13 protein-coding genes and 1 riboswitch are annotated in these 14066 nt (G+C 37.6%); of the genes, 3 read left to right on the forward strand and 10 right to left on the reverse strand.

Annotation, left to right across the window (positions count from 1 at the left end):
* Positions 1-65 precede the first annotated feature (65 nt).
* On the forward strand, positions 66-314 hold the full coding sequence (locus tag MKX65_RS15790) for a ferredoxin (protein WP_066047499.1): 249 nt from the start codon (positions 66-68) through the stop codon (positions 312-314).
* 46 nt (positions 315-360) lie between these two features.
* On the opposite strand, the gene MKX65_RS15795 is transcribed toward MKX65_RS15790, so the two are convergent.
* Positions 361-945 (reverse strand): ECF transporter S component, encoded by a 585-nt coding sequence (locus MKX65_RS15795; protein WP_160547110.1) that lies wholly within the window; start codon positions 943-945, stop codon positions 361-363.
* Between the two features lie 160 nt (positions 946-1105).
* Positions 1106-1241: riboswitch (FMN riboswitch) on the reverse strand.
* Between the two features lie 156 nt (positions 1242-1397).
* On the opposite strand from MKX65_RS15795, the gene MKX65_RS15800 reads away from it, so the two are divergent.
* The gene (locus tag MKX65_RS15800; protein WP_160547109.1) at positions 1398-2333 is read left to right on the forward strand and encodes a manganese-dependent inorganic pyrophosphatase; all 936 of its coding nucleotides are present in this window, start codon (positions 1398-1400) and stop codon (positions 2331-2333) included.
* Between the two features lie 174 nt (positions 2334-2507).
* Positions 2508-4082, forward strand: coding sequence for a phosphoglycerate dehydrogenase (gene serA / locus MKX65_RS15805; RefSeq protein WP_160547108.1), 1575 nt, complete (start codon positions 2508-2510; stop codon positions 4080-4082).
* Between the two features lie 37 nt (positions 4083-4119).
* Here the strand turns inward: serA and MKX65_RS15810 are convergent, their stop codons facing one another.
* The 9 genes from MKX65_RS15810 to resA form a co-directional block, all read right to left on the reverse strand.
* Positions 4120-4932, reverse strand: a complete 813-nt coding sequence (locus tag MKX65_RS15810) for a histidinol-phosphatase HisJ family protein (RefSeq protein ID WP_160547107.1) — start codon at positions 4930-4932, stop codon at positions 4120-4122.
* 71 nt (positions 4933-5003) lie between these two features.
* Positions 5004-5945 carry a peptidoglycan DD-metalloendopeptidase family protein gene (locus MKX65_RS15815; protein WP_340904513.1) on the reverse strand — a complete coding sequence of 314 codons (942 nt, stop codon included), beginning with the start codon at positions 5943-5945 and terminating at the stop codon, positions 5004-5006.
* Between the two features lie 230 nt (positions 5946-6175).
* Entirely contained in the window at positions 6176-7372 is a 1197-nt protein-coding gene (locus tag MKX65_RS15820; RefSeq protein ID WP_340904514.1) for a hypothetical protein, read from the reverse strand.
* Positions 7369-7896, reverse strand: a complete 528-nt coding sequence (gene sigX, locus MKX65_RS15825) for an RNA polymerase sigma factor SigX (RefSeq protein WP_340904515.1) — start codon at positions 7894-7896, stop codon at positions 7369-7371. Before sigX ends, MKX65_RS15820 begins: the two co-directional genes overlap by 4 nt.
* Positions 7897-8075: 179 nt before the next feature.
* Positions 8076-9851, reverse strand: a complete 1776-nt coding sequence (locus tag MKX65_RS15830) for an ATP-binding protein (RefSeq protein ID WP_340906277.1) — start codon at positions 9849-9851, stop codon at positions 8076-8078.
* Entirely contained in the window at positions 9848-10564 is a 717-nt protein-coding gene (locus tag MKX65_RS15835) for a response regulator transcription factor (protein WP_160546478.1), read from the reverse strand. Before MKX65_RS15835 ends, MKX65_RS15830 begins: the two co-directional genes overlap by 4 nt.
* Before the next feature lie 82 nt (positions 10565-10646).
* Positions 10647-11834, reverse strand: a complete 1188-nt coding sequence (ccsB, locus tag MKX65_RS15840) for a c-type cytochrome biogenesis protein CcsB (RefSeq protein ID WP_340904516.1) — start codon at positions 11832-11834, stop codon at positions 10647-10649.
* A complete protein-coding gene (resB, locus tag MKX65_RS15845) occupies positions 11831-13477 on the reverse strand; it encodes a cytochrome c biogenesis protein ResB (protein ID WP_340904517.1) in 1647 nt (548 codons plus the stop codon). Before resB ends, ccsB begins: the two co-directional genes overlap by 4 nt.
* 19 nt (positions 13478-13496) lie before the next feature.
* Positions 13497-14024 carry a thiol-disulfide oxidoreductase ResA gene (resA, locus tag MKX65_RS15850; protein ID WP_340904518.1) on the reverse strand — a complete coding sequence of 176 codons (528 nt, stop codon included), beginning with the start codon at positions 14022-14024 and terminating at the stop codon, positions 13497-13499.
* Positions 14025-14066: the final 42 nt, after the last annotated feature.

The raw sequence follows: 14066 nt of genomic DNA on the forward strand, positions 1-14066 counted from the left end.
ATGCATTCCTAGTGAATTTGGGAATGATAAAGAATACTTGTTTAATTTTTTGGGAGGTATTTTACATGGCAAAATACACAATTGTAGACAAAGAAACTTGCATTGCATGTGGTGCTTGCGGAGCAGCTGCACCTGACATTTACGATTACGATGATGAAGGCATTGCATTCGTTACTCTTGACGATAACCAAGGTATCGTTGAAATTCCAGACGTACTATTAGACGATATGATGGATGCTTTCGAAGGTTGCCCAACAGATTCTATTAAAGTGGCTGATGAAGCATTTGATGGAGACGCACTTAAGTTCGAATAGTAAATAAGTAAAAGCAACGGCTTCGCCGTTGCTTTTTTTTGTGTGACTATACAGCTCTACTTTGCACTTTTTGTTTGTTCATCCATGTTCCCATTCTTGCAAATAAAAGCATAAAAATAACTGATATTAAAATCCCCTTAACAAGGTTAAAAGGAAGTATTGCCGTAACAATCATTTGCCTTGTTTCTTCTCCTGACATAGCAGGTGTATTTAAGAAGAATGTATAAGCAGGCAAAATAATGTAATAGTTAAGCACACTCATTAGAACTGCCATAGATATTGTACCCACAACTAAGCCAAATGTCATACCTTTTGAGGATTTCACTTTCTGATAAATGTAGTATGTTGGCAATATAAATAGGATACCCGCAACAAAATTTGCCACGTGGCCAACAGGAACTCCTGTTGCACTTCCAGTTAAAAAATAATCAAGTACGTTTTTTAGAAGTTCAATTAATATTCCAGCTACAGGTCCGAGTATTAAAGCACCAATTAAAGCTGGGACATCACTAAAATCCACCATTAAAAACTGCGGAAAAGGTGGAAGTGGAAAATTAAGAAGCATTAATACATACGAGATGCTACTTAACATTCCAATCAATACAAGTGTTCTTACGTTAAAACTTTTCATTTCCCTCTCTCCTTTTTTTAGGATCCATCTCACCTAAAGAAGAAAGGTTCAGCATCACGTACCTCATTAAAAAAACCCCAAGCGATTCGCTTGAGGGAGTTTGATTAGAAGTCACGCTTAATAAACGTTCAAAACTCTCCTTTTTGAACGTCTGCAGAACCTCCATCTTCTCCCATCCAGACTTTACTGTCGGCTTTGGAATCGCACCAAATCCTGCCCAAAAACCAGGCTCGCGGGCTTAGAGTGTTACACTCATTACCGCCGGTCGGGAATCACACCCTGCCCCGAAGATAGACCAATATTATATTTTCCACATCATTATAGCTTAGTTCGTATTTTTTGTGAAGAAGTTTGCATTCTGAGTGAATTATTTTTTGTCCTTCTTTTGTATTTGTGTTAAATTATTAAAGTATATATACATACGAAATTGATTAATTTTAAAGGAGATAATCATGGAAAAAGTTCTTATTTTTGGTCATAAAAATCCTGATACTGACACAATTTGCTCAGCGATCGCTTATGCAGAATTAAAAAAAGCTCTTGGTATGGATGTGGAAGCCGTTCGATTAGGAGAAGTGAGCGGTGAAACACAATTTGCTCTTGATACATTCAAAGCAGAAGCTCCAAGACTCGTTGAAACAGTTGCTGGTGAAGTCAACAGCGTTATCTTAGTTGACCACAACGAAAGACAACAAAGTGTAAGTGATATTGATCAAGTTCGTGTTATAGAAGTCATTGACCATCACCGTATTGCAAATTTTGAAACGAGTGACCCACTATACTACCGCTGTGAGCCTGTTGGTTGTACGGCAACTATTCTAAACAAGCTTTATAAAGAAAATGATGTTCAAATTCGCCCAGAGATTGCTGGTCTCATGCTTTCTGCCATTATCTCTGATTCATTATTATTCAAGTCCCCTACATGTACAGCTGAAGATGTAGCAGCAGCAAAAGAATTAGCTGAAATTGCTAGTGTAGATGCAGAAAGTTATGGATTGGACATGCTAAAGGCTGGCGCAGATTTAAGCGACAAATCCATTCAGCAATTGGTATCCCTTGACGCAAAGGAATTCCAAATGGGAGCTAGTAAAGTAGAAATTGCACAAGTGAATGCAGTAGATATTAACGATGTATATTCAAGACAAGCTGAATTAGAAGAAACATTATCAAACATCATTTCAGAAAAAGGTCTAGACCTGTTCTTATTTGTTGTAACAGATATCTTAACAAACGATTCAACAGCTCTTGCATTAGGAAATGCCCGTTCAGCTGTAGAAGAAGCATACGGTGTAACCTTAGAGAATAACAAAGCCGTGTTAAAAGGTGTAGTTTCACGTAAAAAACAAATCGTACCAGTCCTTACAGATCTATTCAATTCAAAAATGTAGTATTTTTAGCGCAAACTTTGAAAGTTTGCGCTTTTTGTTAAAAAATTTAACAAAATCGTGACTTTAAAGCATTAAAGCGTTTACATTATTTGTTCTGAACGTTTTAGTCCATTGACAGATAAATGTTCGTTTTGTAAAATAATCAGAAAATTGATAATTGGGTAGGTGTTTTGAATGTTTCAAATTTTAGTAGCCGATGCAATAAATGAGGAAGGTCTTTCTCCCTTATTAGATTTTAACGAAGGCACATTAATTCAAAAAAAAATTAATGATCCAGAAGTAGAATTAGAAAAAATTGATGCGCTTTTAGTTCGAAGCGCTACAACTGTTACTGAAGATCTGCTCGAAAAAATGCCTCAATTGAAAATTATCGCACGTGCTGGTGTTGGTGTCGACAACATCGACGTAAATGCGGCTACGAAACGAGGAATCATTGTCGTCAATGCTCCAGATGGTAATACGATTTCTACAGCTGAGCATACTTTTGCCATGATGGCATCCTTAATGAGAAATATTCCACAAGCCCATCAGTCGGTTAAAAATCTTGAGTGGAAACGAAATGCCTTTATCGGAACTGAACTTTATGGAAAGACTCTCGGAATCGTTGGTATGGGTCGTATTGGTTCTGAATTAGCTAAAAGAGCAAAAGTGTTCGGCATGAATGTAAAAGTATACGATCCTTTCTTAACCAAGGAGCGTGCATTAAAGCTAGGTGTTTCTCATGGTAGTTTGGAAGAAGTATTAGCAGAAGCAGATATTATCACAGTACACACACCATTAACACCAGAAACTAAAGGACTTATTAACGAAGAAACATTAAGTCAAACGAAAAAAGGTGTATACTTTCTTAACTGTGCCCGCGGGGGAATTATCGATGAACTCGCTCTAGCGAAGTTCGTTGGCAATGGGCATGTAGCCGGAGCTGCTATCGATGTATTTGAAGTAGAACCACCTGGAGAACATCCGTTATTTAAATATGATAATGTAATCGTCACACCACACTTAGGTGCGTCCACAAAGGAAGCCCAGCTTAATGTTGCTACACAGGTAGCTAAAGAAGTTCGTATGTATTTTGAAGGCAAGCCAGTCCAAAACTCTATTAACCTACCAGCAATGTCTAAAGATATTTTTGAAAAGATCAAACCATTCCATCAGTTATCTAAGCAAATCGGATCCATTTTATCACAGTGCATGAAACAAGGAGTAAATGAAATCTCTATTACTTACTCTGGCACCGTAACAGATCTTGAAACATCTTACTTAACAAAAGCCGTTCTTTCTGGATTCTTTAAAAATAGAATAGATGTGAACGTCAATGAAGTAAATGCCTTACTAGCTGCCAAAGAAAGAGGCATTACCGTTGGTGAAAAAATATCAACGAATACTTTTGGTTATGCAAATAGCATCACAGTCACAGCTAAGGCAGAAAACCATCAGTTTACGGTAAGAGGTACCTTTATTGACCATTATGGGCCAAGAATTGTCTACTTAAATGACTTTGTAATCGACTTTTTACCTGAAGGAAATATGGTTTATATTCAACATATGGACCGCCCAGGTGTCGTTGGTAGAGTGGGTAAAATCCTTGGAGATCAAGAGGTAAATATAGCAACCATGCAAGTGGGAAGAAAGCAAGCAGGTGGAGAAGCTATCATGGTTCTATCATTTGATAAACCACTAGATGACAAACAGATGGCAACTCTAGCAGCTCTTGAAGATATAGTATCGATTAATCGAATCAATCTATAAAAAAAAGAGATCGGAGGGTTTTCCTCCGATCTTTTTCTTATCCTAGTGGAAGTATTTTACGCTCTCCTTTTGAGAACGTCATAATTTCTTTATATCCTACCTCTTTTGCAAGCACCAATGCCTGATCATAGTCAGCACCAACATGCTCTGGAAAATGGGCATCAGATGATAATACGATTGGTATCTTTTTATCGAAGCACATCTGCAATAATCGTTTGTCAGGATACAATTCACCGATAGGCTTACGTAAACCAGCTGTACTAATTTCTACACATGTTTTCGAGTTCGCTAGTGCTGTTGTCGCCTTATCATATTGCTCTAATAAAAACTCTTCTTCCTTCGGTATATATTTAAAAATTTTCACTAAATCCAAATGACCGACAATATCAAATAAATTTGACTCCGCTAATGTTACGACCTGTTGAAAGTAATTTCGATAGACTTCATGCAGATCACGCTTTTCCCATTCATGAATATATTCCTTTAAATCAATTCCAAAGTCATCTACCCAATGAATCGAACCAATTACGTAATCGAAATCATAGCTTTTAATAAAAGCTTCCATCTCCGCATGTTTTCCAGGAGTATAGTCCATTTCAATCGACATTTTTACATCGATCTCATGACTCCATGCCTCATGAAATAAATTCACATAGTCTTTCATGTCATAGTATCTACGTTCATTTACCCATGGATTTTGAAGAATATCTGCTGTTTGATAGAAATGATAAGCATGCTCAGAAATCCCAAATTGCCCGATTCCCTTGGCCTTTGCCTCATCTGTAAATTTCTTTAAATAATCTAACGTTAATGTCCCTGTCTCCAAATGATTATGATAATCTGTTAACATCCAACCAGCCTCTTTTAGAATTTTCTTTCTATTATATACCGATTCGAAGGCTGCCGCAATGACAATTCATATTATTCTAATTGCAATACTTGTCTTGGTATGATTATATCATTTTGTAACTGATTCACCTGTTTTAGCTGCTGCACAGACTTACCTGTTTTATGAGCAATGTGTTCAAGTGTATCTCCTTCTTGAACAACATATTTATTTGTATATGATTCGTCAATTGTTAGCGTTTGATTCGCAACTATCGTATCGCTAGTAAGATGGTTGGCAGACTTAATCGCATGAATACTTATATTGTATTTTTCTGCAATAGCCGATAGTGTTTCCCCCATTTTTACTGTATGAGTGATGTTTGATTCTACTTTTTCCGCAGACAACACAACGCTCTCCGATTCTTCTTTGGCAACATAAGTTTTTCCGTGTCCTTCATAGAGTCTCGTTTTTGCAACTGTCTCTAATACACTAGAGTCATCTTCCCTTTTTTGTACCACTACTTCTTGTCCCACTTTTATATCACCTAATGCTAGCACTGGATTAACAGCATTTCTCTTATCAACCGTCCACTCGTTAAGATGAACTTCAAAGTGCAAGTGAACACCAGAAGAGTCACCGGTGCTTCCCATTTCACCAAGCTGTTGACCTGCTGTTACCGTATCTCCAGCATTTACGAACCTTGCTTTTAAATGAGCATAAACCGTTTCAATATTATTTTGATGTTTCACGAATATTACATGTCCATATGAACCCGAATAGTAAGATTTAGTTACAACTCCGGCGTCAACGGAGTAGATGGGTGTTCCTAGCGAAGATGCTATGTCGATTCCTTTGTGGCTCCCTTTTCTTGTTCCATATGTATCGGTGATCATTCCATCAGCCGGCCAAATCCAGTCAGCGGTCTCCTGACTAATATTCATACTTGCTTGAGAGTGTTTTCCTCCGAGAAATAGCAATGTGACACATAATGCCATTAAACCCGCAATCAAAAAACGTTTTATGTAGTCTCGCATTTTTTTCCTCCTTGTTATTGTACTCTCCTTTCTCACTCTATGACAGCCTGTCTAAAAAAAGACCTCTATCTAAAAAGTACAACTAAAGGAAGCAGCCTCCTTTTATATATCCTCACAATTAAAAAGTGAGCGATTAATAAAAACACATTTGTTATTATTTGGACGAAGTGTTTTCTTTTATTCATGAAATATAGAAAAAAGATCAGCAACTTTGCTGATCTCCTCTGATTTTAGTCGATAGATTTTTTATTTGCTGCGATTGGTACTTGGATATCTTCTTGTAATGAAAATCTTCCAAGAGTATCAATCGGTGCATTAATAAATTTCACTTTTTCAAATCCAAAGCTCTGCGCCGTTAAAAGGATGGCTTCAATTGATTGTGTGGTTTCAGGAGTATCCTCTATGTTTATCCCTTGGTTTAACGTGATGTTTACTCTTTTATTGGTTTCATCTATAGCAACTGAGCTGATGTGCTCAACCAATAATGGTGCTATTAGATTATGTGTATCTACATTTGTTTTCATTGCGTTAAAGGCTTCTTCAATTGTAGAATATGATTCTGTAAATGGAACAAGGTAAGGTTTTATTGCTTCATGACTTGGATAAAATAAATAAAATGCGAGATTTGATTTCTTTTCTACCATTTTTTCAGTGATAAAATCGTGACCAGTTGACATTCCTTTTTCTGTTTCATTCGTTGTAAAAATCGCTTTTTCTAGATTGAGGTTGAGTAGTAAATGCTGAATGGCATTTAAAAATGGTATACTAGCTGTTCCATTTTGATACGGATGGTCAGCCGCAACATTGACATTCAATGTGCTGTGATTCGTATCTATCGCAAAGTCGGCCTCTAACGGATAAAAATCATCTAGTCCCCACTCTTGTTCGTCAATGCTAGCCATTACCTCTTCTATATGAGCCAGTTGATCTGCTTGGCCTGAAGGTTCAATCAAGAAGCTAACAGGAATAATATTTTGAACTTGGCTGTCTGGGATAGCTAAGGTAAAAACCTGCATTGCTCCTAAATCCTCAGCATATATGGCAGTTGTTGGGTCTTCGGTCGCTTGGAATGTAATATCATTCATTTCAGTCGAGTTTTCTTCGTTACCAACGTCCATTCTTGCTTCATTTTCGACAGTTGATTCTTCCTTTTTTAACGAAGTATTTTGTTCAGTTGCCGCTTCCTCTTGTGTGCTTTTATCTGCTGAATGATTGATACTTGCTCCATCAAATAAATTAAAGGAAAGAATGGCCATTAAAAATACTGCTGCTGCGGTTGCAAATGAGGGAATAATCCACGTTTTCCTCGGCCGTTCTTCTAGCTTTTTTGAAATATTCTCGTATATGTCATGAGGATCACGATGATCTTTAAGCTTTGGCATTTCTCGTAACCATTCTTCTAGTTGTTCATCACTTATCTTTTTCATCGATTCCCCTCCTTTTCTAAAAGTTGTTGCATTTCCTTTTTCAGAACTTTTAACGCACGGTGTTGAGTAGTTTTCACTTTACTTTCAGTCCAGTTTAAAGCTTCTGCGGTTTCGGCGATTGAAAGCTCTTGAATATACCTCATAATAATTACGATACGCTGGTCAATTGTACAATGATCTAAGCATTGGTAAATATACTGATATTCTTCCCTTTCCATCGCAATCTCTTCCGGAATGGGATTCATATCCTTCACTTGCTGAGTTGACCAATCAAATTTCTCCATGATTCGTTGCTTCCATCCTTTTTGCTTCCTGAATGAATCAATCGCTACATTTCTAGCGATAGAGAAAAGCCATGTCTTTTCACTACTTTTTCCTTCAAAGTTTTTATATGCCTTCAAAACTCTTATATATACCTCTTGAGCAAGATCTTCAGCTTGCTCTCGATTCTTCACCATATAAAACAAGAACTGAAATACGTCTTGATGATATTTCTCGTACAACTCGTCAAAAATCGAGTTCACCGGGTTCCCCTCCCCGTTCATCTAATTAGTCGATCTTTATGTATAAAAAGTTACACTTTAAATATATTATCTATCTAAATAAAAAGGAAGGATTTATTACATAAATCCTTCCCATCATACACAATATTCAATAAGACATGTTTCCCGTGAATCAAGAATATTCGGCATTCTTTAGCAAATTATCCAGTTATTCGAGGAATTTGAAAGCTAAATGTCGTACCATGGTTAAGTTTGCTTTGTACCGTTATATCACCTTTATGAGCTTGAATAATATTCCTTGCAATCGCCAATCCTAAACCGGTACCAGATCTGCCTCTTGTTCTTGCTTTATCTGCTTTATAAAAACGCTCGAACACAAATGGGAGATCTTCTTCGGAAATTCCAGAACCTGAGTCACTTACTTCCACATGGAAATTTTGATCATCGATTTTTGCTATTACCTTAACCGCTCCACCTTCTGGTGTATGTCGAATTGCATTATCAATCAGATTCGTTAGAACCTGCTCAATACGGTCTGGATCAAATACAGTAGTGGAGAATTTTAGATCATGCTCGTAAAGTACCTCAATTTCTTTTTCCTTTGCCAGCCCTTGAAACTTACGTATAATCCTTTGAATATACGAGTGAATTTCAACGGGTTCATTGGTTAATTGGATATGTCCAGCCTCCATATGGGCAAGATCTAACAGTTCGTTCACAAGACGACCCATCCTTAGTGATTCATCGTAAATCACTCGTGCCATTTCTTTCTTTTCCTCTGTTGTCTCAGCAATATCATCTACGATTGCCTCGCTATAACCCTGAAGCATAGAAATAGGCGTTCGTAACTCATGAGATACATTCGCAATAAAATCTTTCCTTAGCTTGTCAAGCTGTCTCTCTTCTGTCATATCACGAACAACAGCCACTGCACCACGTATGAATGTATTGTTATAAAGTGGACTAACAATGACCACCCAATGACGACCTTGAACGGAAAATTCCCCTACTTGTTCCTGCTCCATGTCAACTGCCCATTGGAAAAGCTCCATGACATCATGTGGAACCGCTTCTGCCTGAACTGGTTTTCCTTCTTGTGTAAAATACCAGTGTTGCAAAAAGCGCTCAGCAGGGGGGTTTGTGATTAAAATTGTTCCATCCCTATTAAACGTAATAACTCCATCTGCCATACTACTTAATATGCTGGACAGTTGTTCTTTTTCCTGACTTAAGGCATTCATATTAAACTTTAATTGCCTTCCCATCTGGTTGAAAGCAGTTGCCAGCTCTCCAATTTCATCCCTGGTAAGAATAGGAACCTTCGTATCGAACTTTCCTCTTGCCGCCTCCACAACAGCCTCCCTCATTTTACGTAGTGGGGCTGTGATACGAGTTAATAAGAAGAAAGCAAAGATAGTGGTTAGGATGATCGCAATGCCAGCAGCTAAGAGGATAAACTTTGTTGTTGATTCAGTTGTTTCATGAAGGGCTTGTAATGATTGAAAAATATAAACAGCCCCGTCTTCTCCGTCAAGATTTGAAATCGGTACTCCAATAATTAAAATACTTGAGTCTCCTTGTGTTTCAGAAGAAGGAATCTCAACTATTTTTTTTGCCATTTTCTGCTGTTCTAATACTTTTGATAATTCTGTATCTTTTTGAAAGAAACTTACCGGCAGCTCTAAGGATTCGGGGATATCCGGAGAATAGAAGAATTCATCTTCACTTCTTATCACCATTGCCCCTGTAACGTCGTCAAGTAGCTCCCATGAAATTTGCAATCCAATCTCTAATTCCTGATCCTCTACAAAATGAGCCATATTAGAAGCAAGATTGGTCAAATTGCCCTCAGTTTCATTTATATGATAATTCTCAAAAAACTCTAGTAACAATACCGTTAAAATTAAAAGCACAAATGATACGAGTAGGAGTATAGTGAACCATAGCTTCCCAACAACACTACGCCAAAACATTATTCATTGACTACTTCGAACTTATAGCCAACACCCCATACAGTAACAATCATTCTAGCCGCTTGCTCAGATACTTTGTTTAACTTCTCTCGCAAACGTTTTACATGGGTGTCAACAGTTCGTAAGTCTCCGAAAAACTCATAATGCCAAACCTCTTTCAGCAATTGTTCTCGGTCAAACACCTTATCTGGAGATTTAGCTAAGAAATATAATAACTCATACTCTTTTGGTGTAAGGCTCACTTCTTTTCCATCTGCTAAAACACGGTGTGCATCATTATCAATGGTCAAATGAGGGAAAACAATCACATCTTTAGCCGTTGTTTCTGTGTGTAAATAACTCGTGCTTGAAGAACGACGGAGTAGTGCTTTTACACGTAATACCACTTCTCTTGGGCTAAACGGCTTGACAATATAATCGTCTGTTCCTACTTCAAATCCCTGAACGCGGTTTACTTCTTCTCCTTTAGCTGTAAGCATAATAACAGGTGTTGCCTTTTTTTCACGAAGTTCACGACAAACCTCAATTCCATCCTTACCAGGCATCATTAAGTCTAAAAGAATCACATCATAGTCATTGCTTACCGCCTTCGTCAATGCTTCATTTCCATCTTCCGCTTCATCAATCATATAATTTTCACGCTCTAAATACATTTTCAATAAACGGCGAATTCTTTCCTCATCATCTACAACTAGAATCTTAACTTCCTTTTCCATTGACAATCCCCCTAACTATTAATTACGTATGTGTTTAGAAAACAGCCCTCACGGAAAGTAAGGGCTATTCGAAATCTTTCTTTTAGGATCCTGCGTAAGAATGAAGCCCTGCAATCACAAGGTTGACAGCAACTAAATTAAACATAATAATAATAAAGCCAATAACAGCTAACCACGCAGATCTTTCCCCATGCCATCCTTTAGAGAGGCGAAGATGTAAAAATGCTGCATAAAAAAGCCAAGTAATAAGTGCCCAAACCTCTTTAGGATCCCAGCCCCAAAAACGGGTCCAAGCGATTTGTGCCCAGATCATTGCAAAAATAAGTCCACCTAATGTAAACACTGGAAAACCGATTAACACTGAACGGTAGCTGATTTCATCTACTAAGTCTAGATTAATATTTTTTGTAAATGGTTTCAATGCTGCCCCAATTCTTTTTCTTAAGACTAAGCGAAAAAGACCATATAGGAGGATACCCGCACCAAATGACCAAATAACCGTATTTAGTTTTTTCGCATTGATAATACCAGGTACTGAAACAAGTGGTTCCATTTTCCCGTCGGTTAGAAGTTCTCCTTGATTTGGACCAACTAGAGCTGGCAAATGGTACTCAACTTTTGCTTCATTGTCATTTTTATCAACCCAATTAAATTCTGCTTTATAATCAGCAAAGGAAAATGCTGATACCACGATGACAAATCCCAATGTAGCGATTAATCCATACATAACAACCTCTAACCAGGTAGTACTTTTACTCTTTTTTGTTTGATCAATCACTTTTACTAAATATATTAATGCCGCTCCAAAGCTAACGGCTAGAATAGCTTCACCTAATGCTACAGTTGTTACATGTATATGAAGCCAATCACTCTGTAAAGCCGGAATTAGTGGAGAAATATCTGTTGGGAACATACTAGCAAAAGCAATCACCAATAAGGCAATTGGCATTGTAAATAATCCTAATAAAGGTGTCTTATAGATAAAATAGATAATGATAAAAGCACCAACTAAACACATTCCAAAAAAAGTCGTAAATTCAAATAGATTACTCACTGGAGCATGTCCGGCAATTGACCATCTTGTAAAAAAGAAACCGAGCTGTGCAGCAAATCCAATAATGGAAATAACGATCCCAAAAGTGGCCCACTTGCCACTATTTTGTTGATGATCTAAGTTTTTCTTTTGCTTTATTGCTCCTCCAAAAAACGGAATAGAAAGTAAGTAAAGTATAAACGCAATATATAATAGATTCTCACTTAGAGTGATCAATCTGTTTCCCCCTCGTCGACCTGGTTGTCCTTCAATTGGTCCATTGGTTCTTTTATTTCTGTCCCTGTAAGAACCAACTGTATTTCTCTTTTCAGTCCAAACCAGTTTTTATTCGTATGTGCTGCTACCCAAACCTCGTCACCTTTACGCTGAATCCATATACGACGATGGTTCCAATAAGCACCTTGAATCACACCAATCATGAAGATCAACCCGCCCAGTCCGATAATCCATAGAGTTAAGTCTTTACGAACGGTGAGACCAGTCACATCCTTTGTCTCAATTCCATTGAAGGCCATCTTGTATTCATTATCCCCTAAAGGTTCAATCGTTTGCTGGATGGCAACGAAACTAACTTCTCCTTCAGGTTTTTCTGGTGAATACATCTTAAATACGAAAGCTGGATTATTTGGAACTCTTGACTTTGTTGTAGGATTCCCATCTTCACCAAATTCAAAGTCTGGGAAGTAACTCATTAGTTCAACTGAGTAACCGTTATCAAGTTCATACATTTTTTCCGGGTCGTTCAAATTAATAGTAATATCACCAAAGGTTTCCCCTGAAGTTTTATTTGTTAGTAAAAATGACATCTTAGACAATTCATCGAGTTTATAGTTGACCTGATAAAGAGCAAACTTTTCAAACTTTAGCGGTTCATTCACTCGAATACTACTAGATTCCACTTCCTCTAGTTCAGGTTCCTCACCTGCTACCGTATTTCCCTTTGTCTTATATAATATGACATCAGATTGATAGTTTTTTGCAACCATTCCTGCACTATCTAGAGCATCACTGAATGCTTCATTATCCGTTTCCTTATCATACACCTCTAACTTAAAATCCACATTCTTTAGGTAATATTGTCCACCTGTCTCGGGAATCACTTTTGTTTCGCCTTCTCGGAGCCAAAGAATTTCATCAATGTACATTCCTGGAACAAACCGGAGCATACTACCAATGAGAAAGATGATTAAGCCTACATGATTCACATAAGGACCCCATCTAGAGAAACGGCCTTTTTCAGCTAAAATATTCCCTTCATCTTCACGGATGTTATAGTGTTTCTTTTTTAATTGTTCTTTCACTAATTCATAGGAATCTTTACTTACTGCCATGCTGGTCGTTCCAAAAATTCTTTGTCTTTGCAAAAAGCTCTCATGTCGAATGACTCTTTGTTTCTTTAATGCTCTATATAAGGGCACCACGCGATCAAGACTACAAATAACCAGTGAAACCCCGATCGCTGCAATTAATAATAGATACCACCATGAGCTATATAAATTATGAAATCCAAGATCATAATACAATCTACCAAACCAACCGTATTGGTCCTCATAATAATCAGCGACAGGCATAATATTTGGAATATACATCTCTTGAGGTAAAATGGTTCCTAACGAAGAGGCAATAAGTGTAACAATAATCAGCCATACTCCTACTTTTACCGATGAGAAAAAGTTCCAAACCTTATCAATCATTGATTTATTATATGTTTGAGACCTTCTTGCACTTCCTTCGTACCGCATGTCTATTACCGGTTCTGCTGTAATTTGAGTTCCATCCTCTATGATTTTCCCACATGCCTCACAGAGGATCGTGCCATGTGGATTAACATGACCACAATCGCATTTAACTTGATTCATTGCAAAATCTCCTCATACCCTATGGTTTTATCTTCTCCATCATCTCTTTAACATCAGCCTCCGCAATGATCTGCCCCGTATGTATTTCTACCACATTTCCTTGTTTATCAATTAAAAATGTGATGGGAAGGGGGTCTACTCCGTAAGCTGTCATTACTTGACTGTCTTTGTCTGTAACAATTGGAAATTGCAAATCATAGCGCTTTGAAAAATCAGAAACAGCAACATTTGATTCCCCAACATTTACTGCAATTACATGTACCCCTTGATCTTTATACTCTTGATATTGGTTATTTAAAAACGGCATTTCTTTTTCACAAGGTTTACACCATGTTGCCCAAAAGTTTAACAGAACACCCTCTCCTTCATAATCGGAAAGCTGATGTTTTTCCCCATCGAGATCGGTTAGAACAAAGTCAGGTGCTTTTTTCCCTACCTCCACCTTTCGAACCTCATCCTTAGTAAAATTGGCGTACAGTGTATAGGCAACGGCAGCGCCAAGAAACAGTAAAATAACCGTTCGAATTAATAGCCTCTGCTTTTTCATATGGTTCCTCCCCCATCACAGTCAAAAATGGCACAATTTGCT

Origin of the sequence: Robertmurraya sp. FSL R5-0851, assembly GCF_038002965.1 — a bacterium.
Lineage (GTDB): Bacteria > Bacillota > Bacilli > Bacillales > Cytobacillaceae > Robertmurraya_A > Robertmurraya_A beringensis.

Bases quoted from the DNA above. Each gene is read 5' to 3' on its own strand.
- MKX65_RS15795 (WP_160547110.1), bottom strand. From the start codon at position 945: ATGAAAAGTTTTAACGTAAGAACACTTGTATTGATTGGAATGTTAAGT.
- MKX65_RS15810 (WP_160547107.1), bottom strand. From the start codon at position 4,932: ATGTTAACAGATTATCATAATCATTTGGAGACAGGGACATTAACGTTA.
- serA (WP_160547108.1), top strand. From the start codon at position 2,508: ATGTTTCAAATTTTAGTAGCCGATGCAATAAATGAGGAAGGTCTTTCT.
- resA (WP_340904518.1), bottom strand. From the start codon at position 14,024: ATGAAAAAGCAGAGGCTATTAATTCGAACGGTTATTTTACTGTTTCTT.
- MKX65_RS15790 (WP_066047499.1), top strand. From the start codon at position 66: ATGGCAAAATACACAATTGTAGACAAAGAAACTTGCATTGCATGTGGT.
- MKX65_RS15835 (WP_160546478.1), bottom strand. From the start codon at position 10,564: ATGGAAAAGGAAGTTAAGATTCTAGTTGTAGATGATGAGGAAAGAATT.
- MKX65_RS15815 (WP_340904513.1), bottom strand. From the start codon at position 5,945: ATGCGAGACTACATAAAACGTTTTTTGATTGCGGGTTTAATGGCATTA.
- resB (WP_340904517.1), bottom strand. From the start codon at position 13,477: ATGAATCAAGTTAAATGCGATTGTGGTCATGTTAATCCACATGGCACG.
- MKX65_RS15800 (WP_160547109.1), top strand. From the start codon at position 1,398: ATGGAAAAAGTTCTTATTTTTGGTCATAAAAATCCTGATACTGACACA.
- MKX65_RS15820 (WP_340904514.1), bottom strand. From the start codon at position 7,372: ATGAAAAAGATAAGTGATGAACAACTAGAAGAATGGTTACGAGAAATG.